Origin of the sequence: Mesorhizobium sp. M1142, assembly GCF_040318565.1 — a bacterium.
In the GTDB taxonomy this organism is placed as follows: domain Bacteria; phylum Pseudomonadota; class Alphaproteobacteria; order Rhizobiales; family Rhizobiaceae; genus Mesorhizobium.
The window spans coordinates 26,123-52,625 of the sequence record NZ_JAMYMK010000019.1 but is presented as its reverse complement, the minus strand read 5'-3'; the positions used below and the strand labels follow the sequence as shown (position 1 = coordinate 52,625).

At 61.9% G+C, this 26,503-nt stretch carries 17 protein-coding genes and 2 pseudogenes; 10 read left to right on the top strand and 9 right to left on the bottom strand.

Annotated features, from left to right (window positions below):
- Positions 1-110 precede the first annotated feature (110 nt).
- The 7 genes from NKH42_RS25270 to NKH42_RS25240 are packed head-to-tail and all read right to left on the bottom strand — an operon-like array spanning position 111 to position 6,999.
- The gene (locus tag NKH42_RS25270) at positions 111-923 is read right to left on the bottom strand and encodes an SDR family NAD(P)-dependent oxidoreductase (RefSeq protein WP_352506266.1); all 813 of its coding nucleotides are present in this window, start codon (positions 921-923) and stop codon (positions 111-113) included.
- Positions 920-1,921, bottom strand: coding sequence for a sugar phosphate isomerase/epimerase family protein (locus NKH42_RS25265; protein WP_352506265.1), 1,002 nt, complete (start codon positions 1,919-1,921; stop codon positions 920-922). The genes NKH42_RS25270 and NKH42_RS25265 overlap by 4 nt, the downstream gene beginning before the upstream one ends.
- A gap of 37 nt (positions 1,922-1,958) precedes the next feature.
- Positions 1,959-2,732, bottom strand: coding sequence for an SDR family NAD(P)-dependent oxidoreductase (locus NKH42_RS25260; RefSeq protein ID WP_352506264.1), 774 nt, complete (start codon positions 2,730-2,732; stop codon positions 1,959-1,961).
- A 3-nt stretch (positions 2,733-2,735) separates the two neighbouring features.
- Positions 2,736-3,833 carry an ABC transporter ATP-binding protein gene (locus NKH42_RS25255; protein ID WP_352506263.1) on the bottom strand — a complete coding sequence of 366 codons (1,098 nt, stop codon included), beginning with the start codon at positions 3,831-3,833 and terminating at the stop codon, positions 2,736-2,738.
- A gap of 10 nt (positions 3,834-3,843) precedes the next feature.
- On the bottom strand, positions 3,844-4,746 hold the full coding sequence (locus tag NKH42_RS25250; RefSeq protein ID WP_254817037.1) for a carbohydrate ABC transporter permease: 903 nt from the start codon (positions 4,744-4,746) through the stop codon (positions 3,844-3,846).
- Positions 4,739-5,677, bottom strand: coding sequence for a carbohydrate ABC transporter permease (locus tag NKH42_RS25245; protein ID WP_352466746.1), 939 nt, complete (start codon positions 5,675-5,677; stop codon positions 4,739-4,741). The genes NKH42_RS25250 and NKH42_RS25245 overlap by 8 nt, the downstream gene beginning before the upstream one ends.
- A gap of 56 nt (positions 5,678-5,733) precedes the next feature.
- Positions 5,734-6,999 carry an ABC transporter substrate-binding protein gene (locus NKH42_RS25240; RefSeq protein WP_352506261.1) on the bottom strand — a complete coding sequence of 422 codons (1,266 nt, stop codon included), beginning with the start codon at positions 6,997-6,999 and terminating at the stop codon, positions 5,734-5,736.
- A 101-nt stretch (positions 7,000-7,100) separates the two neighbouring features.
- Here NKH42_RS25240 and NKH42_RS25235 point away from each other — a divergent pair.
- From NKH42_RS25235 to NKH42_RS25205, 7 genes and pseudogenes are all read left to right on the top strand, one after another.
- Positions 7,101-7,271, top strand: a pseudogene (locus NKH42_RS25235) (hypothetical protein); the annotation flags it as partial.
- 111 nt (positions 7,272-7,382) lie between these two features.
- Positions 7,383-8,339, top strand: a complete 957-nt coding sequence (locus NKH42_RS25230; protein ID WP_352690000.1) for an ROK family protein — start codon at positions 7,383-7,385, stop codon at positions 8,337-8,339.
- A 259-nt stretch (positions 8,340-8,598) separates the two neighbouring features.
- Positions 8,599-9,336, top strand: a complete 738-nt coding sequence (locus NKH42_RS25225) for a 4'-phosphopantetheinyl transferase family protein (RefSeq protein WP_352506259.1) — start codon at positions 8,599-8,601, stop codon at positions 9,334-9,336.
- Between the two features lie 273 nt (positions 9,337-9,609).
- Positions 9,610-18,777: an SDR family NAD(P)-dependent oxidoreductase gene (locus NKH42_RS25220; protein ID WP_352905548.1), complete on the top strand. Its 9,168-nt coding sequence runs from the start codon at positions 9,610-9,612 to the stop codon at positions 18,775-18,777.
- Positions 18,778-18,835: 58 nt separating this feature from the next.
- Positions 18,836-19,972, top strand: coding sequence for an efflux RND transporter periplasmic adaptor subunit (locus NKH42_RS25215; RefSeq protein ID WP_352478377.1), 1,137 nt, complete (start codon positions 18,836-18,838; stop codon positions 19,970-19,972).
- Positions 19,973-20,016: 44 nt separating this feature from the next.
- The gene (locus tag NKH42_RS25210) at positions 20,017-21,117 is read left to right on the top strand and encodes an ABC transporter permease (protein WP_352752677.1); all 1,101 of its coding nucleotides are present in this window, start codon (positions 20,017-20,019) and stop codon (positions 21,115-21,117) included.
- Positions 21,117-21,842: an ABC transporter ATP-binding protein gene (locus tag NKH42_RS25205; RefSeq protein ID WP_352478380.1), complete on the top strand. Its 726-nt coding sequence runs from the start codon at positions 21,117-21,119 to the stop codon at positions 21,840-21,842. Before NKH42_RS25210 ends, NKH42_RS25205 begins: the two co-directional genes overlap by 1 nt.
- Positions 21,843-21,992: 150 nt before the next feature.
- Here the strand turns inward: NKH42_RS25205 and NKH42_RS25200 are convergent, their stop codons facing one another.
- The gene (locus tag NKH42_RS25200) at positions 21,993-22,952 is read right to left on the bottom strand and encodes a DMT family transporter (RefSeq protein WP_352752696.1); all 960 of its coding nucleotides are present in this window, start codon (positions 22,950-22,952) and stop codon (positions 21,993-21,995) included.
- Positions 22,953-23,348: 396 nt separating this feature from the next.
- Here NKH42_RS25200 and NKH42_RS25195 point away from each other — a divergent pair, with 396 nt between their 5' ends.
- Together NKH42_RS25195 and NKH42_RS25190 are read left to right on the top strand one after the other, a co-directional pair.
- The gene (locus tag NKH42_RS25195; RefSeq protein ID WP_352752675.1) at positions 23,349-24,680 is read left to right on the top strand and encodes a PQQ-dependent sugar dehydrogenase; all 1,332 of its coding nucleotides are present in this window, start codon (positions 23,349-23,351) and stop codon (positions 24,678-24,680) included.
- 94 nt (positions 24,681-24,774) lie between these two features.
- Positions 24,775-24,932 (top strand): annotated as a pseudogene (locus tag NKH42_RS25190) (FAD-dependent oxidoreductase); the annotation flags it as partial.
- A gap of 66 nt (positions 24,933-24,998) precedes the next feature.
- On the opposite strand, the gene NKH42_RS25185 reads toward NKH42_RS25190, so the two are convergent.
- The gene (locus NKH42_RS25185) at positions 24,999-25,250 is read right to left on the bottom strand and encodes a hypothetical protein (RefSeq protein WP_352752673.1); all 252 of its coding nucleotides are present in this window, start codon (positions 25,248-25,250) and stop codon (positions 24,999-25,001) included.
- Positions 25,251-25,833: 583 nt separating this feature from the next.
- Here NKH42_RS25185 and NKH42_RS25180 point away from each other — a divergent pair.
- Complete coding sequence (locus NKH42_RS25180) at positions 25,834-26,493, top strand: L,D-transpeptidase (RefSeq protein ID WP_352752671.1); 660 nt, start codon at positions 25,834-25,836, stop codon at positions 26,491-26,493.
- Positions 26,494-26,503: the final 10 nt, after the last annotated feature.

The following is a 26,503-nucleotide window of genomic DNA, read 5'->3' as shown; positions in this document are numbered from 1 at the left end:
GGACCGAAGCTTCGAACGTAAGCGCGAGTGGGTCTGGTCGACCCCGGTGACGCTATGTGCCGCGCTCGATGGCAAGGCTTAGCTGGGCAGCCGATGTGGGCTGTCGCGGCCTAACCTGGAAAGATCGTGAAACCGCCATCGACGCGGATTACCTGCCCGTTGATAAAGCGCGCGCGCGGACCGGCGAGGAAGGCCACCGCTTCGGCGATCTCTTCAGGCTCCGCATACCGGTTCAGCGATTTCTTGCTTGAGTCCATACGCTGCGGATCGACCACGCGGCTCGCCTGGAAGCGTGCCGTTTTGGTGGCGCCAGGGCTCACCGCATTGACGCGCACGCCATCGTCGATCAATTCCTTGGCGAGGCAGCGCGTATAATGGACGACAGCCGCCTTGAGCGTCGAGTAGACCACCTCGGGCGAGCATCCGATATGCGCTGCCGCCGAGGCGATGTTGATCACCGAGCCCGAGCCGCGCTTGACCATGGGCGGAACAAAGGCCTGGCAGACCAGCATCGTGCCTATGAGGTTGTTCTCGGTCAGAACCTTGATGTCTTCGTAGTCGATATCGAGTGCGTTGTTGGGATTGGGCTTTACGCCCTTGGCGCCGATGTCGCCGCCGGCGCAGTTGACCAGAATGTGCACGTCGCCGAGATCGGCCTCGATCTTCCTCTTCATCTCGGCGACAGCTTGTTTGTCGCCTATATTGCCGGTGACCGCGGTCACCCGCGTCCCATGCTTCTCCAAGCCCCGGGCAGAGTCGCCGAGATCCGCGAATTCGCCATATTGAGATGGCCGGGTCCAATCGAGGTCGTGGACCGCGACGTTTGCGCCAAGTCCGGCCAAGCGGTCGGCCATCACGCGGCCGAGGCCGCGTCCCGAGCCGGTGACGAAGGCAGTCAGGCCGCTGAGTTCTCGAGCAGTCATGCTGATTTCTCCATTGCAATGAAATCGAACTTCTTCATGTTGGCGGCGCTGCGCCGGATCATGTCGAGCTCGTACGAAACGAGCGCGCCGTCATCGTCCCGTTCCCATGGCGTGCGGTAGTCGGCGTCGTCCGCAAGGCGGTTCACGCGCGCAGCACTCAGGCACGCGGCGAACTCGCGGGCGGTCTTCGGCGCATATCCGTTCCACCAGTCGTCGGTGAGCCAGCGAACGTGACGGGCCTCCAGCGCGCCTGGCTCAAGCACCGCCGTCAGCGTGTCGTGGTGCTCGCCAAGGATGGCTGCCAGTTCGGCGAATGGCACGGCGCCGTCGCCGATCGCGCAGCGGACCAGACGGTAGCCCTCATCCGTGAACTGAATGCGATAATCCTTGAGGTGAACATGGCGGACATGGGGCGCGATCCGGCGCGTGAAGGCAAGCGGCGCCTCGCCGACAGGAAAGGTGTTGCCGGTGTCGTAGGTGATGCCGACACCCGGCCCGCCGAGTTCGCAGAACGCAACCAGTTCGTCGCTGCCGAAGTCCTGATGGTTCTCGATGCCGAGCATCCAGCCCTCGGCCGCCGCACGCGGTCCCCATTCCGTCAAGGCAGCGCGAATCGTGGCGTTGAACTCACTCCATTTCGGTCCCCACGCATTGCGGTCGCCGCACAGGACAGGCGTCAGTGCGATACGGATCGTCGTCGCCTCGAGCAGCCGCGCAGCCCGAAAGGCGTTGTCCAGCGGACCTGCCACCAGCAGTCCGCCGCTCACCACCGGGACGATGTCCAGCGCGGCAAGACGCCTGCGCAGGGCGACGATTTCGGCGTCAGTCAAGTCGGTCAACCAGGGTTCGTAGATCTCGAGCGTGCGTGCGCCTAGTTCCTGCGCCAGCGTAATGAAGCCTTCCAGCCCCACGCCGTCCGGATTGTGCCGTGGCGTGCCGCGGCCCTGCAGTCCGAGATGATAGGTCAGTCCGTAGGGGTTGAGGCCGAGACGAAGCATCAGCTTGGCGGTTCCAATGGAGAGCGGAGAAGCGTCACTAGCGCAGACCAGCATCGACGGTAATGGACTGTTTGGTGATCATGCGGCTGTCGTCGGCTGCCAGGAAGAGCACTGTGCGTGCAATCTCCTCGCCCAGCAGGACGCGGCGGATCAATTGCCGCTGCACCGTCTGGTCGACTGCCTCCTGCGTCTTGAACCACAGCTCGCGCTGCCGCTCGGTCATGACGGCGCCGGGTTCGACCGCATTGACGCGGATGTTATCCGGTCCGAACGAGCGCGCCAAAGCACGCGTCAGCGCCACCACAGCCCCCTTGGCGGTGGCATAGGCCACCATCTGGTCCGCTCCGAAACGCCAGGCGATGGAAGAGAAGTTTATGATCGAGCCGAAGCCGAGTTCCTTCATATGCGGATGCACAGCCTGCGCGGCGAAGAAGTGATGCCTCAGATTGACGTCGAAGCTGCGGTCCCAATAGTCGGCCGTTACCGCGTCGATGGGATGGCGTTGATCATTGGCGGCGTTATTCACCAGGGCGGCGACCGGACCAAGCCGCGCGCGCACGCCTTCTACCGACGCCTTTAGCGCATCGACGTCGGTCACATCGCAATGGAGATATAAGGGAGCCTGCCCGGCGGCACCAGCGAGCTCGCTCACCAACGCCTCCGCTGGCTCGTCTTGCACGTCGAGAAAGGCTACCCGGGCGCCATTCGAGGCGAAGGCACGGACCATATCGGCGCCGATGCCGGAGGCGCCGCCGGAGATCAGCACGACCCGATCGGTCAAGCTCGGATAAGTCGCGAATTGTACGGACATCGATTACAGAAGCGCCTTGGTTGTTGGATCGAACAGACAGGCGCGCGACATATCGATGCCCAGCGTTATCGTCTCGCCCATGACTGGAGCGTCGTCCGGCTCGAAACGGCCGGTGATCTCCAGGTCACCCAGCCTGAGCACGGCAAGCGTCTCGGCCCCGGTCGGCTCGACCAGTTCGACCGGCGCCTGCATGGACGCCACAGCAGGTTTGCGCGACTTCAGATCGGTCGTGAAACGGTAGATGTGTTCCGGCCGGATACCGAGCACGACGTCCTTTGGCGCACCGGCGGACATCGGCGCGGCAAGGGCAAGGCTGGCATCGCTGCCGTCAGCGGCGCGTACCGAGATGCTGGTCGAGCCGGTAAGCCGGGCGGGGATGAAATTCATCGCCGGCGATCCCATGAAACCGGCAACGAACATGTTGGTCGGCCGGTCGTAGATCCGCTTCGGCGTGTCGAACTGCTGGACCGAGCCCTGGTTCATCACCGCAATGCGGGATGCAAGCGTCATCGCCTCGACCTGATCATGGGTGACGTACACCGTGGTCTTGCCAACGCGATGGTGAAGCTTCTTGATTTCGGTACGCATATCGACGCGCAGCTTGGCGTCCAGGTTGGACAGGGGCTCGTCGAACAGAAACAGCTTTGGGTCGCGTACGAGGGCGCGCCCCATCGCGACGCGCTGCCGCTGCCCGCCCGAGAGCTGGCCGGGCTTGCGTTTAAGCAACTGTTCGATCTGCAGGAGCGCGGCAACCCGTTGGACAGCTTCCGCCTGCGCCGCTTTTGGCACGCCGCGGCTTTCCATGCCGAAGGTGATGTTCTGGCGCACTGTCATGGTGGGATAGAGGGCGTATGACTGGAACACCATCGCAATGTCGCGGTCCTTGGGTTGCACGGAGTTCACCAGCCGGTCGCCGATCCATATCTCGCCCGACGTGACGGTTTCGAGGCCGGCGATCATGGCGAGCAAGGTTGACTTGCCGCAACCCGACGGGCCGACAAGGGCGACGAATTCTCCGGTCTTAGCCTCGAGATTGATGCCGGCAAGAATCTCGAGCGAGCCGTAGCTCTTGTGAAGGTTGCGGATCATCAACGCGGACATGGGCGACGCCTCATTTGATGGCGCCCTGGGTGAGGCCGCGCACGAAGTATTTTCCACCGAACAGATAGATCAGCAGCGGTGGCAACGCGCCGATCAGCACGGCTGCGCTCATCACATCGTAAGCACGCGCGGTCGTGCCGCCGGCCGTGAGCGCGACCAGTGCCGCGGTAATGGGCTGCTGCTGGCCTGATGTGAAGACGACGCCGAACAAATACTCGTTCCAGATGCCGGTGAACTGCCAGATGACGGTGACAATCAGAATGGGCGGCGACAGGGGCAGGATGATCTTGCGGAAGATCCGCCAGAAGCCGGCGCCGTCGATGCGTGCCGCCTTGATCAGGTCGTCCGGTATGCTGACGTAGAAATTGCGGCAGAACAGGGTGGTGAACGAGATGCCCTGGACGACGTGGATAAGCACCAGCCCATATGTCGAATTGGTCAGGCCGAGCTTGCCGAGCAGGAACGCCCACGGCATCAGCGAAATCTGGCCGGGCATGAATACGCCAAGCAGCATCAGATTGAAGATCAGTTCGGAACCCCTGAAGCGCCATTTGGAGAGGATGTAGCCGTTCATGGCGCCGAGAATGGTCGAGATGATGGTGGCGGGGATCGTCATCGCCAGCGAGTTGAAGAAATTGCGCTTCATGCCCTCGCAGGTACCGCTGACGCAGTAGGATCCCCAGGCCTGCGCCCACGCATCGAACCGGAAGCTGCGCGGTACGGAGATGAGGCCGTTGCGGGCAATCTCCGACTGCTCGCGCAATGAGTTGAAGATCACCACCAGCAATGGCACAAGATAGACGACCGCGAAAAGCGTCAGCACGGCATAGACAAGGAAGCGGCTCCAGAAATGCCGGCGCGTGGCAGCGGCTTCCTCCGGATCAAAACGGGCATTAGGGGCAACTTCAGCCATTGCGGCCCTCCGCCCGCCGGCGCCAGACGATCCACAAGGAGTACGGCACCAGCACTACCGCGACCGCCGCGAGCATCATCATCGCCGCGGCGGCACCCTCGCCGATTTGGCCGCGCTGGAACATCAGGTCGTAGACATAGATGGCGGGGAAGGTCGTGGACACGCCTGGCCCGCCCCGCGTCAGCGCCGCCACCAGGTCGAAGGTCTTGATGGCGAATTGTATCTGAATGACCGCCACCGCCAGGAATATCGGAGCGATGGTTGGCAGAATGACCCTCCGATAGGTCCGGAAAACCGACGCGCCGTCGATTTGCGCGGCTTTGACGAGATCCGGATCGACCGACCGCAGACCAGCCAGGAAAAGTGCCATTGCGAAGCCGGACGACTGCCAGATACCGGTTATGATCACCGCATAGATCGCGGTGTTGCGGTTGGCCGTCAGGGCGAAGCTGAAGTCGGTCCAGCCAAGCCCTCGAACGAAGGCCTGGATACCGTCGACAGGGTTATACAGCCAGCTCCACACCGTACCGGTGACGATGAAGGACACCGCCAACGGGTACAGAAAGATGGTGCGCCAAACCGCCTCGCCGCGGACGCGCTGGTCGATCGCGATCGCGAGCAGCAGGCCAACCGCCATCGAGCCTACGATATAGAAGCCGCTGAACAGGAAGAGATTCGTATAGGCGATGTTCCAGCGCCGGTTTGCCCAAAGCGAAGCGTAGTTGTCCAGGCCAACGAACCCATAGGTCGGCAACAGCGACGAATTGGACAGGGAGATGTAGAGCGTCCAGAGTGTGAAGACGAAAACATAGATGAAACTCGCCGCTATCGATGGCGCCAGCACCAGAATGGGCACCATCGTGCCCAGGCGCTCGCGCCACGGACGGGCCGCGGCAGCTGCGGCTGGTACAATCAGATCATGGGTGGACATCGGGCTGCTCCGGCGAGGTCTGGCCAGGCGCTTCGCCCCGGCCATCATCGGCAGCGTCACTCCTGCGCTTCGGCCGCATCCGCCATCGCATTGGCCGCGTCCTGCGCACTCATATCCGGCGTTGCTACAAACTCCGTGATGCTATCCATTATTGCGCCGCGGACCTTTTGCGGAACCGTCATGTTGTGCGCCATTGAACGCACGAGCGTGCCGGCGGCGATCGAGGCTTGCAGATCCTTTTGCGAGAGTTGCTGGCAGGGATTGAAGCCGTTCGAAAGATCGACGTCGAGGCGGGCCGGGATGGACCCTTTGGTCTGATTGAAAATGGTCTGAAATTCGGGCGACAGGATGATGCTGGCAAGCAGCTTCTGTCCCTCGATGTAGTCCGGGTCCTTTTGCTTGAAGAACACGACCGAGTCCGAATTCAAGATGAAGCCGGGCTTGCCCCAATCGGTCGGCGCCTGTGCGCAGACATAGTCGGTGCCCTCCTTGAAGCCGCCGGCCGTCAGCAGGCCGATCGTCCAGTCGCCCATGATGTGGAAGGCGGCCTCGCCGCGGCCGACGAGATGCGACATGGTATCCCAGTCACGCCCGTTCATGCCGGGGTCCATGTACTTCGAGGTCATGGTGCGAAACTGCTCGAAGGCCTTGACCATGCCGTCGCTACGCATGGCATCGACGTCGCCCTCGACGAAAGCTTTCCTGTAGAGATCGAGGTCCTGACCGTACACGACCACTTCGAAGACCGTCGAGTCGGTCCAGTCGGCGGTCGAGTGCGAAATGCAGATCTTGCCGCTGGCCACGATCTTGTCGCAGGCGGCGTTGAATTCCGCCCATGTCTTCGGCATCTCGGTGACGCCCGCGTCCTTCATGACCTTCGGCGATGCCCACAGCCAGTTGATGCGGTGGATGTTCATCGGCGCTGCCACCCAATTCCCGGTCGGCTTCATCACCGGCAGCAATTCGGGAGCGACGACCTTCTCCCAATTTTCCGCCTTCGCCAGGTCGTCGAGATTGGCTGTCATGCCCGTCTCGTTCCATTCGGCGATCTCGGGGCCTTTGAGTTGCACAGCGGGAGGTGCGTTGCCGGCGATCACATCGGCACGCAGTTTGGCCAGGGTATTGGCCGTATGGCCTGCGATGGAGGTCTGCTGCCAGGTGCCACCCTTGGCGGTAAACATCTCGCCGAGCTTGGCGATAGCCTGGGCGTCCGATCCGGTGGCCCATTGATGCAAGAGGTTGGTCTTCGGCTCCGCGAGCGCTGTTCCGGTAATCAAGGTGAAGGCGGTAGCGGCCGCAAAGGCCGTCCTCAGGTATTTCATCGTTTCACTCCCATATGTGATGCACGGTTCGTTTCGACCGCTTGTGGCCTGCGATTTGAGGTCGTGGCCGGCGAGATGCAGTAATCTCCGTTCTTTCCAAGATGACATATTTGAGCTATCAGTCAACATGCTTTGTGCTCATCATGAACAAACCTTCGCTTAGAAATTGGCTGATCGACAGGCCGTCCGCGTCGCCGGAGAGCCTGATCGTCCGATGCTTGCGCGAGCGCGGCGTGCTTTCCGCGTCGCAAATTACCCGCATTACCGGTTTGGCGCGGTCGACGGTTTCAACCGCGCTCAACGGCTTGAGAAAGTCAGGGATGGTGATCGAATCCTCGGCCCATCGTGACGCGGCCAGGGGCATTGGCAGGCCGGCCACGGCATTGACGCTCAATCCCGCTGCGGGCACCTGCGTCGGCATCCACCTGGGCCTCGACGAGATGCGGTGCGTCGTCGCCGACGTCTCGCATTCTTTCGTTGCCGAACAAACTATCCCCATGGGTCTGGACTACCAGCCGCAACAGGCGGCCCAGCTCGCCAAGTCAGTAATTGCCCGATGCTACGAAGAGAACGGTCTGCCGATGGCGGGGCTCCTGGGGGTTGGGGTCTCCGTCTCGGGCCCAGTCAGCCGCGAAGGAGTGGTGCTGCGCGCGAGTATTGTTCCGACCTGGGCCGGGGTCAACATCCGCGATGTGTTCGGGCCGGTCCTCGAACAGCCGATCTTCGCCGACAATGAGAGCAACTGCTCGGCCATTGCCGAGCTGATGTGGGGTGCGGCCGTCGGCCACGACGATTTCGTGCTGTTCAAGGTCGATCTGGGCGTCGGCGGGGCCATTGTCCAGCACGGCCGGCTGGTGAGCGGCATCGCCGGCGGCGCCGGCGAATTCGGGCACATCAGCATCGATCCCGGCGGCGACCTTTGCCGGTGCGGCAATCGCGGATGCCTGGAGCTCTATGCCAGCTTTGCCCGGCCGCTCGAGCAGATTTCGCGCATCGTGCGGCGGCCGGTCACGATGGACGATGTGATCATGATGGCCGAGCAGGGCGACGTGAGGGCGCTGCGGATGATCGAGGACACCGCAGAGTTCGCCGGCCGTGGCCTTGGCCTGATCGGTTCGGTGCTCAATCCGCCGCTCATCATAATCGGCGGCCGCATGGCCTTGGCGGGCGACATTCTCCTGGCGCCACTGATCGCGTCATATGAACGCCATACGCTCATCAAGTCCCGCGATGTGGCGCCTGCGCTGCGCACGCGGATAATCGTTGGCAAGCACACGGAGAACGACGCACTGCTCGGCGCGGTCGGCCTCGTGCTGCGCCACAACAGCCGGCTTCAATGACCTGACTCCGCTTCGGGTGGTACTCTGAGGCTCGTTGTTCCAAATCGGTGCGCACCCGCATCGCAGCCAAGTCCCTCCGGCCTTTGGACTGGTTCACTCTGGCGCGTTAGAGCGTGGCCGATGATGAGCGTGCCGAGAGGTGTCACAAGAATCGCGTAGGTTTATGGTGTTAACGGGCAAAGCTTGGGGAGCAGTCGTCAATGCCGTATTGCTGCAGCAGGCCGAGCCCTACCTCTCGCCCGGCCGGGAAAACTGTAAGATGAAGCAAAGCGGAGTTGTCTTGCCGCACGGCGGTGGGCGGGTGGTGCCGGCTCTCGGGATCGACGTCCATGTGTGGCGGGTTGCTCTCGATGCTCCCCTTTCGCAGTCGGACATGGCCGTGCTCAATCCAGCCGAATTGACCAGGGGCGGACGGTTTGTTTTCGAGCAGGATCAGCGGCGCCATCTGGCAGCTCATGCCGGCTTACGCCGGGTGCTGTCCATGTACACCGGCCGAGCGCCGGGAGAACTCGATCTGCGGGAGACCCCACAGGGAAAGCCGTTCCTTGCGGACGGGCGCCTCGCCTTCAACCTTTCGCATTCGGGGGATCTTGCCCTTGTGGCCGTGGCTGCCGCCGGGCAAGTCGGCGTCGATGTCGAGCGCGTCGCCCCGCGGAGCGGCGAGATGTCCATGGCCCGTTCTCTGTTCGCGCCCGGCGAGATCGCACAACTTGAGTCACTGGCGCCAGAGGCCCGCCGCCTCATGTTCTGCCGGCTTTGGACTTGTCGCGAAGCCGTGCTCAAGGCTGCCGGCGTCGGCCTCTCCGGGGTGGGACTCGAGATTGGGATGGACGGGAGCGGCGAGGCCTATATCCTCTCGCCGCCACTGGAATTGGTTGAACCCCTCAGGCTCATTGAGTTCCGCCCAAGCGCGCACCACGTGGCCGCCGTCGCCTGGAGTGCACGCAGTCCTCAGGTCGTCGCACGCCGCTTCGATTTCGACTTGGGATTGCGTTGACGCTCCGGAACGGGCCTCGGGGACGCCTGTTTTTGGCGACGAGGATCGAGCGGACGGGTTTCTCTTCAAAAGCAGCCACATCGGCCTAAAAACTAATCAAATTGGCCTAAAAAGTAATCAAATCGGCTTAAAAGACACATTTTGCGATAAAAATGCTAACCTGGCGAGTTTTGCTCTTGGAGCTTCCGTTAGGACATGCACTTAAATACGCCGTGACTGTAAGTGCGCCGTGGGTTGGGCAACCCACGGTGTATACTAGGCGGGGGTCTGGGCATGAACATTCATCGTGGGGGCGATGCCCCTCAGCAGGTCATTGAGTCAACACAGCCAATCGCAGTTATCGGAATTGGTTGCCGGTTTCCTGGAGGAATCCAGGACGCGGACTCGTACTGGAACTTTCTCTTGGAGAAGAACTGCGGCATCGTCGATATCCCGGCGGATCGATGGAATGTCGATGCATTCTATGATCCGGAGCCCGATGCCCGGGGAAAGATGCGGACGCGCTGGGGTGGGTTTCTTGCCAGCGACGTTTTCGGCTTCGACCCGAGTTTCTTCGACATGTCGCCCCGCGAGGTGACAACGATGGACCCGCAGCAGCGCCTGGCGTTGCAAGTGGCCTTCGAGGCCGTCCAGGATTCGGAGCGCACATTGGCCGACCTGCGCCGCGGGCGCACCGGCGTGTTCATCGGAATCTCGACCAACGATTTCGCGCAGAACCTGCGCCGCGGACGTGTCGGTGGTGGGGATATTTTTGCCGGCACCGGTTCGGCGTTCTCGATCGCGGCCAACCGAATATCCCACCGTTTCGATCTGAAAGGGCCGAGTATCGCCGTCGACACGGCATGCTCGTCGGCGCTCGTTGCCATCGACCAAGCGGTGCGCCACCTGAGCACCGGCACCTGTGAGACGGCGCTCGCCGGCGGCGTCAACTGCATGCTCGATCCAGGCCCGTTTATCGCATTCTCCAGCGCCAACATGCTTTCGCCGACCGGCGGTATCTACACCTTCGACGAAAGGGCGGACGGGTTCGTGCGCGGCGAAGGCTGCGGTTTCGTTTTGCTGAAGCTTCTCGACCGGGCAATTGCCGACGGCGACCGGATCTATGGCGTGATCCGTCATTCGATGGTCAATCAGGACGGGTATACGCCGACCCTGACCTCGCCGAGCGGGGAAGCACAGCAAGCGATGCTGGAGGCGCTGGTGGAAGGCGCCGCCATCGATCCGGCCGATGTCGACTATGTCGAGGCCCATGGAACCGGCACGCCGGTCGGCGATCCAATCGAGGCGGCTGCTATCGGCCGCGTATTCGGTGTGAATTCACGCCCAAAACCGGCCTATGTCGGATCGTTCAAGCCCAATCTCGGCCACCTCGAATCGGCGTCCGGTATTGCGGGTTTCATCAAGACGGTGCTGACGGCGGGAAAGGGCATCGTGCTGCCGAACCGGAATTTCGAGCGCCCGAATCCGAGCATTCCGTTCGACGCGCTCAACATCGCTGTGGCAACGAAGCCGACGCCGATCGACCACCACGGCCGGCCGATCCTGGCCGTCGTCAACTCCTTCGGCTTTGGCGGTACCAATGCCTCCATCGCCGTGGAAGGATGGCGGGGGTTGTCCGCCAGCGCCAACCGTGCGCCAAGGCCGGTGATAGCCGGCCATCCGATAGCCGTCCCGATCTCGGCCGGCAGCACGGCCGGACTGGAACTGTGGGCCGGCCGTCTAGCCGATGCGCTGGAGCAGGGAGGCTCCCTTGCGGAGACCCCGGTCGAAGACATCACCGCCCATTTGAGCAGCGCGCGCGATAACTTCGCCCAACGGGCTGCGCTCATCGTCGAGCCGGAGCGTGCCGCGCTCCAGACCCAACTGCGCGCATTGGCTAAGGGAGCCATCGAGCAAAGCGCGGAAGGGCCAACCATCATCACCGGCAGGGCATCCAACCGTCGGCTCGCCATCGCCTTCTCGGGCCAGGGCGGCCAGTGGTGGGCCATGGCGCGCCGCCTGTTGAAGGAAGACCGTGCGTTTCGCCGAACCGCCGAGATGTTCGACGAAGTGCTGCGTCCGATGGTCGGCTGGTCGACCGTCGAGGAGATGCTGCGGGACGAGAAAAAGACCCGCATCAACGATGCCGACGTTACCCAGGCATCCATCTTCACCACGCAGATATCCCTCTACGAGCGCTGGACAAAGGCCGGCGTGCGGCCTGAGCTTCTGATCGGCCACAGCTTCGGCGAGGTCGCGGCCACCTACGTTTCAGGTATCATCGATATCGAGACGGCGGCTCGCATCATTGCCAAACGCGGCCTCATCCCGCTGAAGAGCGAGCGGCGCGGTGCAATGGCCACGATAGGGCTGACGGTCCATCAACTCGAACCTTTGCTGCCCGGTGACGAAAGCGTTGTCATTGCCGCCTACAACGGCCCGATCGCGCAAACGATTTCCGGCATGGAGGACGCGGTGCTTGGCGTGCTGGCCAAGGTCGCGGAAGCCTATCCCGATGCGACGGCCCGCCGGATGACCATGGATTTCGGATGGCACAGCGCGCATCTGGAAGACTGCAAGGAATGGTTCCTCGGCGAACTGGGTCCGGTCGCCTGGAAAGAAGGCCGTCTGCCGATCATCTCGACGGTCACCGGCATATTCGAGACGAAGTTCGACGCCGACTACTGGTGGGCCAATTTGCGCCAACCCGTCAGCTTTACCAAGGCCTTGGATTTCACCCTCGATTTCGGCATCAATACTTTCCTGGAAATAGGTCCGCACCGCACGCTGACGCCGCTCATCCGAGGCATCTCGCAGGAGCGCGGGGTAGACGCCGCCGCGGTGAACTCGCTCGATCGCAAAACTGACGATTTCTGGACGCTGGCGCGGGCCGAGGGCAGCCTTCATGTTGCCGGCGTCGAATTCGACCGGCCGAAATCGTTGAGTGGCCACGTGGCCGTTCCCAAGTTACCCTGGAACAACCAGCGCCTGCTGAATACATCCGAGGAAACCAAGAACTTCCTGTTCGAGGCACCCCGGCACGCACTGCTTGGATGGCGCGACTTCACTGCGGCGCCGTCCTGGACGAACGAAATCACGCTCAGAGGCTTCAAATTCCTGGCTGACCATCGGGTCAGCGGCGATTGCCTCTTCCCGGCCGTCGGTTACATCGAAATCATGGGGGCCGCACTGCGCGACCATTTCGGCTCTGAGTCCGTGGAACTGCGTGATTTCAAACTGTACGAAGCGCTTTCCATCGCGGAGGACGACGTCGTACTGTTTACGACGACGTTCGATCCGGTCGGTAGCAGGCTGCGCATCGCCACGTTCCATCGAGGTTCGGAGGATGGCTGGAGGACGCGTGCCGAAGCTTATGGCTTCAGCCACAAATATGAACTTGCACCAGCTCCTGCCGACCTGCTGCTGGATCGCCCGAACCTAGTCGAAAAGACGGAATTCTACCGTCTCGCCGAACGGCACGGGCTTGAATACGGTCCCTATTTCCAGTCGGTGAACGCACTCGACATTGTCGGCGACCGCCTGGTTGCCAAGCTGTCAAGCAAGGATCCCAACTTGGCGAAGCAGTATTTCGCCTTCCCCGGATTGCTGGACGCGGTGCTCCAGGCCGGCATCGGCCTGGCTTCACATCGAGACGGCGTGTGGGTTCCAGGTGAATCGCTGCCGCCGGCTAATGAAGACAAGGCCCAGTATCAGTTGCGCCTGCCGACCGGCGCCCGCAAGATCCTGCTGGGCGCTCCTTTGACGCCCGAGGTGATCGTCGACATCCAGCCGGGTCTCGACCCGTACTCGATGCGGTTCAGCGTGTTCTCGCCGGAAGGGCAGCCGCTCATCGTTCTCGACAACCTTCAGACCAAGGCGCTGGGCAAGGTCAGGAGCAGCAGGGCCAAGCAAGGTGCCGGCTCGGGCTCCAGTGTTTTCGAGGAGCATTTCGAGAAGCAGGAAGCCAAACCGGCAGCGCCCTCATTGCGTTGCGCCCACTGGTTGGTGGTGGGTGATGGAACGCAGCGCCTCGAAGCGACATTGGCTGAGCTGGTTAGCCGCGGAGCGACGGTCGAGGTCGCAAACCCCGCGCCGTTCCTGAACCTCGATGCGGATGAAGCGCTCGCCACGATCCGGGCATTCATGACCAAATCGGGTGGGACAGGTGGCATCCTGTTCAGCGCCGCCACCCCCGAAAAACTCGACGACAAAGCAGGCGGGGACGAGCTTCTCGCCAGGATCACGCCTATCGTGCACCAATTGATCACGCTTGGAAAAGTCATCGACCGGCTGCACAGTTCGTCCGAACAGCGGCCCGAACTGGTTGTCGTCACGTCCGGCAGCCGGCTTGTGCAAGGTGACCAGCCGATGAGCCTTTCAGGCCTGAGTGAGAGCGCCTTAATCGGCATTGCTCGCACAATGGCAAACGAGTTCAAAGGTTTGGGCATCCGCCTTATCGATGCGGATCCCACATCGCTGCAGTCGGGGGTGAGCATTTCGGGCGCCGTGCTGGAGGAAACCGCAGAGACGGAATTCATCCTGCGTGGCGCCGAACGCTATGTCCCGCGGCTGGAGCAACTGGCTTTGCACGAAGTGGCGCCGTTGCGGCGGACGCTGGAGACCGCGCGGGATTCTTCCAACTTCGCCGTCACCATGACGGGGCCTGGCACCATCGACAACATCGTACTACGCGAAATCGCCGATCCCGAATTGGCGCCAGACGAGGTCATGGTCGAGGTCGCCGCGGTCGGATTGAACTTCCGCGACATCATGGCGGCCACCAGCATCTTGCCGGACGAGTTGGAGAATGACGAGGCATACTGGCGCAATCTCGGGCTGGAGTTCGCCGGCACCGTCCGCAGGGTCGGCGAACGGGTGACCAATCTCAAGCCCGGCGATCGCATCATGGGTATGGGCAAGGGCTACCTCAGACGCTTCGCCAAGCTCCGGGCGGATCTCGCCATGCGCGTACCCGATGGTATTGATCTGATCCAGGCCGCGACCCTCCCGACAGCCTTCCTTACCGCTCACTACGCTCTCAAACATATCGGCCGATTGGCACAGGACGAAACCGCGCTGATCCATCTGGCTTCGGGTGGTGTCGGGCTCGCCGCCATCCAGGTCGCGCATGATGTGGGGGCTCGAGTCTTCGGCACTGCAGGCAGCGACACAAAACGCGCCTTCCTGAAGACATGGGGCGTGGATGAGGTCATGAACTCGCGCGCTCTCGATTTCGCCGACGAGGTGCGTTCCCTTACGCGTGGCCGCGGCGTCGACGTGGTGCTGAACGCGCTGTCTGGCAACGGCATCGACAAGAGTCTGGAGTGCCTGGCGCCCTTCGGCAGGATGGTCGAAATCGGCAAGCGCGATCTCGCCGACGACAAGCCGATCGGGCTTCGCTCGCTTTATCGCAACAACGCCTATTCGGTCATCGATCTCTCGACGCTCCCCGTCGAGAAGGAGAGCCTCTTCAGGCAATTGCTGGTGGAGGTGGAGGCTAAGGTTGCCGCCGGCGTCTATAAGCCGCTGGAGGCGACCCGCTTCCCGGCATCGCGCGCGGCAGAAGCCATGCGCATGCTTTCGCGAGCGCTGCACATCGGTAAGGTGATCGTCACTTTCGACGAACCTTCCGTGGACATCGAACTTGACCTCGGCGCACAGTTCGCCGTCTCCGCTCAGGCTTCCTACCTCGTCACTGGTGGGCTCAAGGGATTTGGCGTTGCGATCGCCGAGTGGCTCAGTCAGAAAGGCGCGGGAACCATCATCCTTGCCAATCGAAGCGGTGTTCCAGATGCCGAAGCGGCTGTGGCCATCGAGATCATGGAGCAACGTGGCACGCGCATCGTTCGCGCCGCTCTGGACGTGACCGATGCTACTGCCGTCGGCAGGCTGATCGGCGAATATGCTGGGGGTGACGCTCCTCTGCGCGGCATCGTGCACGGCGCCGCGGTGATAGAGGACGCTTTCGTCTCGCAGCTCGATGCAGGCAAGATCGACCGCGTGCTGAGGCCGAAGATAGCCGGCGGGTGGAACTTGCATGTCGCCGTTGTCGAACACGATATTCCGCTGGATTTCTTCGTGAATTTCTCGTCGATCGCGCAGGTTATCGGTTCGTCTGGGCAGGCCAACTACACAGCGGCCAACTCTGTTTTGGACGCAATCGCCACGTACCGCAGGGGTCGCAACCTGGCCGGCTCGTCCACCGCCTGGGGCATGATCGCCGGCAGTGGATTCGTTGCCAGGTCGGAAGCAATGACCAACTATCTCGATAGCGTAGGCATCAAGCCGGTTCAGGATTCTGAAGCGGCGGCGGCCCTGTCCTATCTTGTGCGCGCCAGATCGGAGAATCTCGGCTTTGCCAATATCGACTGGGCTGCGATCGCTCGCACGAACCCCGGCGCAGCGACGAATCCGAGGATTTCGCCGCTGCTTGGAGACAGAACCGGAGGGCGGTCTCGCATTCAGGCCGAGCTTGCAGCCGCGCCGCGCGAGGCGTGGGACGACCTGCTCGCCGACATGATCCGGCGCGAAGTGGCGAAAGTCCTCAAGGTCGAGGCAAGCGCCTTGGCGGATGACCGCAAGCTCAGTGAGCTCGGTCTCGACTCCCTCTCATCGTTCGAACTGAAAAATCGCGTCGAGGCTCAGGTCGAAGTCGACATCCCTGTCGCCAAGTTCCTGCAAGCGCCGACGATCGCGGGACTGTCGCGCCTCGTTGCTTCCGCTTTTGAGGCGAAACTGAAGGCGTCCGCCTTGCAGGTCCTGGCCGCACAAGCGAGTTCCGATGGCGTTGCAGCGCAGGAAGCCTTCCGGCCTCTTGGCCGCCAGGTCAATGCGATGATGCTGGACGGACTGCCGATGTCGTCGGCGGTCGCAAAGGCGGACAATCAGATCCTGGTCGAGACGAGTATTGAGCCTGGCGTGTCGCTGGCCGCGCTTGCGACAAGATTGGCGCGACTGGTCGAGCGACACGACGCGCTCCGGATGACCGGTGCGATATCGGCGTCCGGCGCCGTGGAGATAGGCTTCGAGGCTCAACCGATTGTTGAAGTGCTTTCGCCGGGCGGTCGTTTGGGCGATGTGGCGCTGCCTGGTCCGCTATGGCGGATCGGCGCGTGGCAGCGGCAGGATGGCGGTCACGAGCTACAAATCCGGGCTCATCGCGCGGCTGCGGACACGTTGTCGGTTCATCTTTTGCTTGCGCAGCTTGTGCAAGGCGAAGCAGAAGCGGTCGAAGCAGGGCCTAGTTTTACCGACTACGCGCGCGCAGCTCATCCGATGCCCGGATCGAGCGAGTATCGTCGCGACCTCGCCTATTGGAAGGAGATACTTCACCACGCGCCTGCGATCGCACCGATCCCCGGCCGCAGTCGTGCCGCGTCTCCCGTCGGTATGGGAACCAACAGGGGCCGTGTCGGGTTGCTGGAGATCACGCTTCCAGCAGCAGCATTCGCGTCGGGATCGGAGTTGCCGGCCGCGCGCTTTCTGGCCGCCTATGCCAAGGCCTTGGCAAGCCGCCTCTCGCTCCGATCAATCGTCGTCGACCGCTGGTATAGCGAGCGCGGGCAGGGAGCACCAAGCGGATTGATAGGCCCCTTGGATGGGTCCTATCCGATTGTCCTGCGAGCCATGAATGAACTCGGTTACGATCTGCTGAGGAAGGTCGAGCGTGCCGACGCAAACGGCCACGCGCATCGGTCAATGGATACGTCGTCTCTGGAACTGGCGCTCGAAGAAGATCTGCGCATTCGCCATGTTTCGCTGCGCCAATTCGGCTTCGCTTTTCTCGACCGTAGCCAAGTTACGGCGCTCGCCGCCTTGGACCATCCTCTCGATGCGATCCCCGCATCCGCGCACGAGATACAATTGTCCGCAGCGACCAGCGAAGCCGGCGTTGTCTGCCGGCTGACCGTGGATCTCGACGTTGTCGAAGAAGCAGCCGCGCGGTTGCTACTCGATCAGTTTCTCGACGAGCTTTCCTGCGAGCTCGAAACGTCAGGCCGCCTGGTGCCCATCGCAATGGGCTGGAGTCTGCGCGAGTGGTCCGGTCAGCCGAGTGGAGGCCAGGATGTCGAGCGCTCACCGCTCGACGGCGTGCCCAACGTCGAAAGAGAGATAGCAGTAACTAGCACGCAATTGGGATTACTGCGTTTCCAGGAACATCCAGACGCGACTTCGCATGCGCGTGCCGCATTCATTGTAAGCAAGGAGTTCAAGATCCGGCCGCAAATGGACGCCGATCGTCTCAGACGGGCGATCGAAACGGTCATGGCGCGACACGAGGTGATGCGTACCCGGTTCTTCCGCAAGGGGGCTAGATACGGCGCGTATCTGGAAAGGACGCCGACCGATTTCTTCAGGGTCGAGCAAGTCGCCGACGAATCCGAAGCGTTGGAGCGCGCAACCGAACTCGCGCAGGAAGGCATAGATATCCAGGCGCCGATGTTCCGTGTCACCGTCATCCGGTTCGGCTCCGAGAGCGACCTTATCGTCGCCAAGGCACATCATCTCGTTGTTGACGGCTATTCCCTCGGCCTCATCGTCGAGGAAACAGTCAAGGCTTATCTCGGCCTGCCTCTTGATCCGGTGGAAATGAGTATCGACCGATTCATCCGGGATTTCGACCATGTCGGAAAGCCTGGTTCGTTCGAACGGCGCGACGCATTCCTGCGCAAGGTATTCGCCGAGCCCTTGCCGCAAATTCCCAATCTCGGGCGCAAGGCGAAAGGCCGCCGGACGAATGTCAACCTGATCGATTGCAGCCTTAGCGAGGACGTGACGCTCTCGATAGCCAGCGACCAGCAGGATGCGCTGCGCAAGCGTGCCAGGGCAGCCGGCACGACGGAAACGGCCATGATCATCGCGGCCTTTGCGCAGACCATCGGGTCGCGCGGCGGCGTGGACGATATGGTGATGCAGGTTCCAGCAGCGTTGCGCCACGACCGGCGGCTGGAGAACTATGTCAATTTCGTCGCCTCGGACGTCCCTGTGCGTGCGCGGCTGTCTCGGTTCGAGACAATCGAAGCGTTAGCCGGTTCGCTCGGAGAAGGGATCGAAGAGGCTATCCAGTTCGCGCCCTTCATGGATTCGAACTACTTCGGAGACGTGCATGACGAAGTCGTGGCCAAGGGCTCCTATACCTCCCTCTTCGTCGCCGGCACCCAAACAGTCGACAGATGGACACGCGCCACGCAGTCGGCCCCCCTTCAAAGGGCCCATGCCGGTGGCGAACTTGATCTCGGCATGTTCAAAGTGACGCCCCTGCCTGACATGCGACGAGAAAAACCACGTACCAGCGAGATGGATCTGCGTACCTTTCCGACCGCGAACGGTCTTGGTCTGACCTTGATATTCGACCAATTGGGCTATGACCGTGCAGAAGCAGAAGATATCCTGAGGGAAGTCATCGAACGACTGTTGGCTGGGCAACCGGCGGTCGATGCAGCCGAGCAGGCGGCGATATAGTGATGCGTCGATTCAGGGGTCAGCGGGGCCGGTGGAAGCCGGTGCAGGTAAAAGGCACGTGATTCGCTTCATCTTAATCTTGTTTGCCGTTCTGGCGGCAGTCGGGCTCTTTTCTGGTTGGTATATCTGGCCTGCTCAGGTGGAGTCCTATGTCGCCCAGCGAAGGCTGATCGCGCGTGAAATCGCCGGACCCGGCCTCCTTGGTGCAACCAACCAGGTCGTCGTGACGGCAAGGATCCAGGCATTCCTGGCCGACGTTCGCGTCGACCGGAATGACGAGGTAAAGACCGGCGATATCCTCGCCACGCTAAACGCGACTGAAATCGAGTATCAGCTTGCCGCAGCGGTCGCCAACGACCGGGCCGCGGCGGAGAGCGTGCGCGAGGCCGAATTGGAGCGTGACCGGCTGGTTATCGCCGCCCGTACTGCAAAGGCAGATCTGGATCGCAGGAAGAGCCTGCTCGCCAGCAAATCGATTTCTCAGGCCGAGTTCGACCTCTTCGAAGGCACCCAGAAGCAAGCCGAGGCCGCATTGGCGCGAGCGACCGCTAGCATCGAGCGCGCAAAGGCCCAGGCCGCGGCCGCCTCCGCCGAGGTCGAGCAGATACGGAGCCGTTTCGGCGAAACCTCGATACGCTCGCCTGTCAATGGGGTGGTGGTTTCCCGCAGCCGCACGGTGGGAGACCTGCTTTCTCCGGGCGTCGAACTGATGCAGATCGTCGACCCGACGTCATTGCTGGTCATGGCGCGCTTCGACGAATCCGCGATGGGGTCGCTTCGGCCGGGGCAAGTAGCCAAAGTCACCTTCTCATCGGATCCGCAACGGCCCTACGCTGCTTCCATTGCGCGGATCGGCCGGCAGGTCGATCAAGAGACGCGCGAGTTCACGGTCGATCTTAAATTGCGCGAGGTGCCGGCGAACTGGGCTGTGGGTCAGCGTGCAAGCGTCACCATCCAAGCGGAATCGCCGTCACCGGGCATCGCGGTGCCACAGCGATTCCTGGCGAGAAACCAGGGACGGGTGGGTCTTTGGATTGCACATGACGGGCGGGCCTATTGGGCTCCTGTTTCGCTGGGCTACTCCAGCGGCACCGATATCGAGATCACGCGCGGCCTAAAGGTCGGTGATGTCGTGCTCAGTCCGACAGGCCGCTTCCAGTACCAAGCGGTTAACCTCCAGGCATTGAGCAGGTGAATCTCGCGGTCAAAGATATCAGGCATAACCTGCTGAGGTTCATCATGACCGTTTTCGGCGTCGGCCTGCTGATGGCGGCGACGATCGGCATGCTGGGCATGTATCGCGGCATCGTCTACGAAGCCTTGATCGTGATCGACGGCATTGGTGCCGACCTCTGGGTCGTCGAAGGGGGAAAGTCCGGACCGTTCGCCGAATCCTCCGCCGTACCGGCCAATCTCGATCGCCGCGTGGCCGGTGTGGCCGGTGTGGCGGCAACGCGGCGGTTCATCCAATACAACCAGCAGTTCGAAATTGACGGGCTTCCGCTGCGAATGTCCGTCACTGGTGTGGACTATCCAAGCGACAGTGGCAGCTGGATACCGTTGATCGCCGGTCGGTACTTCCAATCAAATCGCTACGAGGCCATAGCCGACAAGACTTTAGGCCTGGTTGTGGGTGACGAGATCCGGCTTGGACGAGATAGCTATACGATTGTCGGCGTGTCGGCCGGGCAGGTCGACATGGGTGGCGACGGATTGTTGTTCGTCACCATCCCGGACGCACAGGTCATCAACCGACTGCTGCCCAGCGAGGCGATCCTCCTCAACCGTGCGGCCAAGGGCAAGACGCGCATGGGTCTCGGCGACGAGACCGGAAGTGTCGCTGCGGTCATCGTCGAAACTCTCCCGGGCGCTGACAAGGAGGTCGTGCGTGACTCGATCAAACGCTGGGGCGACGTCGAGGTCCTCACGCAGCAGGACCAGGAAACGCTTCTACTGGACGGCCGCCTCGGCAAGCTCCGCGTCCAGATCCTGGCTTTCACGACGATGACGCTGCTGATCTGCTGCGCCGTCATAGCACTGACCATCTATACGATGACAATCGAGAAGGTCGCGCAGATAGCACTTCTGAAGCTGATCGGCGCCCGTGACCGGGTGATCATCGGCATGATTGCGCAGCAGGCGGGGTTGATCGGCTTTTGCAGCCTCGTTCTGGCCATAGCCATCTCGTTTACGATCTATCCGAGATTTCCGAGAACTGTGCTGATGACCGAATCCGATCTTGGCGTGTTGTCGTTCGTGCTGATGGCACTCAGCCTTGCGGCCAGCTGGTTTGCGATTCGTCGCGCGCTCGCGGTCCGTGCCCAGGAAGTGTTGGCCTGATGTCGAAGCGCCGCCTCGCCACGCTGGAGGTTCGGAACGCCAGCAAGGTCTACGAGAGCGGCGGCTCGCCGGTCACCGCGTTGGCGGCAGGTTCGCTGACCTTAAGCCCCGGCAGTGTTACCGGCATCGTCGGGCCCAGCGGCTCCGGCAAGACGACGCTGCTGATGATCGCCGGTCTGCTGGAGACACCGACAACGGGAGAGGTCCTGTTCGACGGCAAGGTGATTTCGCGTCCCGGTGCGAAGCTCAACGAGCTACGGGCCTTCAGGCGGACCCATCTTGGGTTTGTGTTCCAGAAAGCGAACCTGATCCCCTTTCTCACGGCCGCCGAAAACATTGCCATCGCCATGCAGGTCAATGATGTCGGTCGCCAGCAGGCGCAGGCGCGAGCCAGCCGGCTTCTCGCCGCGTTGGGCATCGAACATCGCGGCTCCAATTATCCTTCCCAACTTTCCGGCGGCGAACAGCAGCGCGTTTCAATCGCCAGGGCCTTGGCAAACGATCCCACCGTTATTCTAGCCGACGAACCTACCGCCGCATTGGATGGTACACGGGCGGAGATGGTGATGAAGGTTTTTAGACATCTGGCGGACAGCCGCAATGTCGCGATCTGCGTTGTGACCCACGATACGCGCTGGAAAACTTATTTCGATTCGATGCTCGAGCTCGAGGATGGGCGGGCACGAGAGCCGTCTCCCTTTGGCATGATGGCTGAACGGCATTGATCACCGCTCGACGCGGCCATGGCGGTGTTCCCGCTGAGAAGACGTTATGGCGATCCAACACGCGCCGCCTTCAATGTCATGGGCTGCACCGGCCGAAAGGACTGTCAAAGACTTACGAGTTGCTGGCCGAAGCGGCGGTGCTGAGGTTCACTACGCGACACGCACCGTGCGCTGCCTCGGCTTGATCGCGGTGGCGAGCAGCAGGCCGGCGATGATGAGGGCGGCGCCGGCGAGATCGTAGTCGTGCAAGCTTTCGCCGAGGAACAGATAAGCGAGGACGGCAACGAAGGCGGTCTGCAGATAGAGCAGCATGCTGGCGCGGCCGGCGCCAAGCGTCTCGACGCTACGGTTGTAGAGATAGTACATCAGAGCGCCGCCCGGGCCAGCAACATAGGCGAGGGCCAGCAGGCCGTTCGCATGCAGCGCCGAACGATCCCCGGAAAACAGTTCCCAGAGATAAAGGGGCAGTGCGGCCAGCGCGCCGGCTCCCAGCAGCAGGACCACCATCGGCAGAAGCTCGATAGCGAATTTGGCGCGACGCAGCAGCACGGTGTAGAGGCCCCAGCAAAACGCGCTGCCGACGATCCACAACTCGCCGGGATTGAACTGCAGCTGCATCAGCGCAGCAAGGTCGCCGCGCGCCACGATCACCACCATCCCGGCCAGAGCGACCAGCGCTCCAAGCGCTTTCCAGACACCGAGGGGCTCGCCGAGCACGAAGCGGGCAAGCACCATCGTCAGGATCGGCGACAGCGCCATGATGATGCCGGCGGTTGTCGCGTTGGTGTAGTTGAGGCCCGTGTAGATCATGCCCTGACACAAGGTCAGCCCGATGGCGCCGATGACCAGCACCTCGATCACCCGGGATTGGATCAGCTCGAGCATCGCCCCGTGATGACGATGGACGATAGGCAGCAGGATCGCGCAGGCAAGCGTCAGCCGCCAGAAGCAGAGTGCCCAAGGCGGCATCTCGGGGGCAACCCACTTGGCGGCGATATAGACGCCGGCCGACAGGAGCCAGCAGAGCGTCGCGAGAGAATAGGCGAGCGGGAGTGATGCGTCAGGTCTCGCCTTCGCTACACTTGGATGTGCTATCGGCAGCGATTGGATATCCGTCTCCTCCCACCGCAGACTTTAGCAGATTTGCAGCGCCTTGCTAAGCAGCGACAACAGCTGTTTCACCAGCCAGTGCAATCGGTGGGTCATTGTGGGTCCCGCCGTTCACGGTCTCGTTCCATTCCAACGCATGTTGGCCCATGAGCAACTCGATACCGAAAAGCGCAAGCCGTATCGATTTCGCGCGATACGAATGTGAGATTCATATCGCGCGACAGATATTCGGGCGGTTGCCACAATCTCCTCGCGCCATATTTCTACTGAGAGCAGATCTGTCGCGAATTCCTGGCCCTCGGATCACGCGCCGCTGTTTCGAAGCAATTGGAAGAATAAGCCACTGATTTCCGTTTACACAAAGAGCACGACGCAAATCCATGCGGAGGACTTCCGATGCATGCCGGCTTCCGAGGAAGCGTACTCGTAGCGGTGTTGGGAGCCGTCATGGCGAGCTGCGCTGGCATTCCGGCGCAAAGAGCCGAGGCAATAATCGGCTATGGGCCCAACCCCACTTTACCGAAACCAAGACCGACGCTGATCCCGACTGTTAACATCGCCGAGGCGAAAGGCTGGCAGAAAGGAGGTATGCCGACCCCGGCGAAGGGGCTGGCAGTGAACGCCTTCGCTACCGGCCTCGACCATCCGCGCTGGCTGCATGTGCTTCCGAACGGCGACGTGCTGGTTGCTGAAACCAATGCCCCTGCCAAGCATGACGAAGGCTTCAGTCTTAGAAAGGTCTTCATGGACCTGGCTATGAAGCGGGCCGGCGCCGCAACCAAAAGCGCCAACCGCATCACGCTCCTGCGCGACACCGATGGCGACGGCATTGCGGATGTGCGAACGACGTTCGCGGAAGGCCTCAATTCGCCGTTCGGCATGACGCTGTCCAAAGGCAAGCTCTTTGTCGCGAATACCGACGCGCTTGTCGCTTTCCCCTATTCCAACGGCCAGACCCGAGTCAGCACGTCGCCGGAAAAGATCATCGACTTGCCGGCCGGGGACCTCAACCATCATTGGACCAAGGACGTGATCGCAAGTCCGGATGGACGCAAGCTCTATGTCACCGTTGGTTCCAACAGCAACGTTGGAGAAAACGGCATAGCCGCGGAGAAGAACCGCGCCGATGTCCTTGAAGTGGATCGGTCGAGCAATCGTACTCGGGTCTTCGCCTCGGGCCTGCGCAACCCGAACGGGCTCTCCTGGAATCCTGAAACTGGCGAGCTTTGGGTCGCCGTGAACGAGCGTGACGAGATCGGCGACGACCTCGTGCCGGATTACATGACCTCGGTTCGTGACGGCGCCTTCTATGGCTGGCCCTACAGCTACTACGGACAGAACGTCGACGAACGCGCCAAGCCGCAGCGCCCCGATCTCGTGGCGACGGCGGTCAAGCCCGACTACGCCCTGGGCTCTCATACCGCCTCGCTGGGACTGACCTTCTCCAAAGGCGCCCGGCTCGGTCCGGCCTACGGCAACGGCGCCTTCGTCGGCCAGCACGGCTCTTGGAACAGAAGCGTGCATAGCGGCTATAAGGTGATCTTCGTGCCGTTCCGTGGTGGCAAACCGAGCGGCCCTCCGAAAGATGTGCTCACTGGCTTCATCGGGCGTAATGGCGAGGCGATGGGCCGTCCGGTCGGCGTAGCTATCGATCAGACTGGCGCACTGCTCGTCGCCGACGACGTCGGTAATGTCATCTGGCGGGTCCGCCGGGCGAATGGCCGTTGAGCGCAGGTGCCTTTCTGAGTCCGACCTCAGCCTTCGGCTACAGCGCCACGCCCGATATGACTTCATTCGGCTGCGACTTCGATGCAAATGCCAGGTGACGACACCGCGCCTGCCGCATGTCGGCCGCTACGGCGAGGTGGGCGAGGGGTGATCCTGTCGACGCTGCCGTTCCCCGGCGGCACGGCGCTGAGCGGCCCGCTCCACGTGCTCGGCATGCTTTGGTACGCACTGCGCGACCGCATCAAACATTGAGCGCAGGCAGTGGCAACTTCTGTCCCGCAGGATCAAGCCTGCGTAGACGTGCCTGCTTTTCCGCAGCTAATAGATAGATATGATTGCAGGATTAACCATTTCATAGCCCAGGCGCGGCTCCGATTTGTCTTTCGAAATCCCGCTGGAGACAGTTCCGGTTGAACTGCGATCCAGCTTTGTTTCCCTGGTTTTCTTGATCGTGCTGCGCGACAGGTCGGCGCAGGCCGACGCTGTGTTGACCACCCTCTTTTTCTCGTGCGCAACGGCGGCGGTGGATACGGCAGTCACCATTGCCGCACAAATAATCGCCAATCTCATTGATTCCCCCCTTAGTGCACCGCAAACGTGTGGTCGACTGCCTTGAAACGCCGGCGAAGACGTTACTCGCGCCTGGCCGATCCATACGGCTTCCGACTGCCCAAGAATGTGACTACATTAGCTGCAGCGCAAGTAACCATTTCGGACTAGGCAACGGGTTCACCCTTCGGCGGAAAGCGGCTGAGCTGCCGGCGAAAAAGCAGGCGGTTTAGCCGTTTCCGCCGCCGGGCGCCTTCTGAGAGCGATGCAGTCGATCGCGACTGAATGCGGCTATGCGGGAGGCTGGCAGAATAGAGCGACCGCTCTGCTTCGAGCACAACACTCGCCGGCCATAGGCTCGGAATCACCAAAGTCGACGACGGGATTTGGCTCGTCTCCGTCATGGACATACGTGCTCAAGGCTAACTCGGCGCAGCTTCGTTGCGGCACCGGCGGGCGCGTACAGCGGAGTGCTGGAGTGGCATCTGTTCACCGCCCGCCAGTCCGCTTCCGGCGGACTGCAGCAACGCGGCATTTTCCACTTTGAGGCGAAGTAATTCTCAACTATGGTTGAGCTAGGCTTTTGGCATGGGGGATATTGCCGATGGTTTTGTCACGCAGGGGTGTCGTGCTCGGCGGCCTGGCGCTGGTCGCGGTGGGTGCAACCAGCAATATTGCTCAAGCCACGGCGGCAAAATCCTTTTTCGCGGGTACCGCCAGCGACAACAATTTTGTCTATCGCAAGACCAACTTCGCCAAGATCGACAAGAGATGGCATCGCCAGATCGTCAAGTATTTTAGCAGCGAGCCGGTCGGCACCGTCGTGGTCGATACCCGCCACCATTTCCTCTACGTCATCATGGAAAACAAGACCGCCATCCGCTACGGCGTCGGCGTCGGCAAGGACGGCTTCAAATGGTACGGCCGCGCGACGATCGACCGCCGCGCGCTGTGGCCGGATTGGGTCCCGCCCCCCGAAATGCGTAAGCGCAGGCCGGAACTACCGCCCATGATCGCAGGCGGCGCGTCCAACAATCCGCTCGGGCCGCGCGCGCTCTATCTGCACCGCGACGGCGCTGACACCGGCTACCGCCTGCATGGCACGCTGGAGCCATGGAGCATCGGCACCGACGCTTCCAGCGGCTGCATCCGCATGTTCCCGGAAGACATCATCGACCTCTACCAGCGCTGCCCGATCGGCACCGCGGTGCAGGTCCTGCCGCACATCGCCGACCAGGCGCCCGCTTCCACCACTGTCGAATGATTGGCGCCTC

What these genes read in the sequence shown, in the direction of transcription:
- NKH42_RS25240 (WP_352506261.1), bottom strand. Translation starts at nt 6,999, where the DNA reads ATGAAATACCTGAGGACGGCCTTTGCGGCCGCTACCGCCTTCACCTTG.
- NKH42_RS25180 (WP_352752671.1), top strand. Translation starts at nt 25,834, where the DNA reads ATGGTTTTGTCACGCAGGGGTGTCGTGCTCGGCGGCCTGGCGCTGGTC.
- NKH42_RS25195 (WP_352752675.1), top strand. Translation starts at nt 23,349, where the DNA reads ATGCATGCCGGCTTCCGAGGAAGCGTACTCGTAGCGGTGTTGGGAGCC.
- NKH42_RS25210 (WP_352752677.1), top strand. Translation starts at nt 20,017, where the DNA reads ATGACCGTTTTCGGCGTCGGCCTGCTGATGGCGGCGACGATCGGCATG.
- NKH42_RS25185 (WP_352752673.1), bottom strand. Translation starts at nt 25,250, where the DNA reads ATGAGATTGGCGATTATTTGTGCGGCAATGGTGACTGCCGTATCCACC.
- NKH42_RS25245 (WP_352466746.1), bottom strand. Translation starts at nt 5,677, where the DNA reads ATGTCCACCCATGATCTGATTGTACCAGCCGCAGCTGCCGCGGCCCGT.
- NKH42_RS25260 (WP_352506264.1), bottom strand. Translation starts at nt 2,732, where the DNA reads ATGTCCGTACAATTCGCGACTTATCCGAGCTTGACCGATCGGGTCGTG.
- NKH42_RS25225 (WP_352506259.1), top strand. Translation starts at nt 8,599, where the DNA reads ATGAAGCAAAGCGGAGTTGTCTTGCCGCACGGCGGTGGGCGGGTGGTG.
- NKH42_RS25250 (WP_254817037.1), bottom strand. Translation starts at nt 4,746, where the DNA reads ATGGCTGAAGTTGCCCCTAATGCCCGTTTTGATCCGGAGGAAGCCGCT.
- NKH42_RS25270 (WP_352506266.1), bottom strand. Translation starts at nt 923, where the DNA reads ATGACTGCTCGAGAACTCAGCGGCCTGACTGCCTTCGTCACCGGCTCG.
- NKH42_RS25255 (WP_352506263.1), bottom strand. Translation starts at nt 3,833, where the DNA reads ATGTCCGCGTTGATGATCCGCAACCTTCACAAGAGCTACGGCTCGCTC.
- NKH42_RS25205 (WP_352478380.1), top strand. Translation starts at nt 21,117, where the DNA reads ATGTCGAAGCGCCGCCTCGCCACGCTGGAGGTTCGGAACGCCAGCAAG.
- NKH42_RS25265 (WP_352506265.1), bottom strand. Translation starts at nt 1,921, where the DNA reads ATGCTTCGTCTCGGCCTCAACCCCTACGGACTGACCTATCATCTCGGA.
- NKH42_RS25220 (WP_352905548.1), top strand. Translation starts at nt 9,610, where the DNA reads ATGAACATTCATCGTGGGGGCGATGCCCCTCAGCAGGTCATTGAGTCA.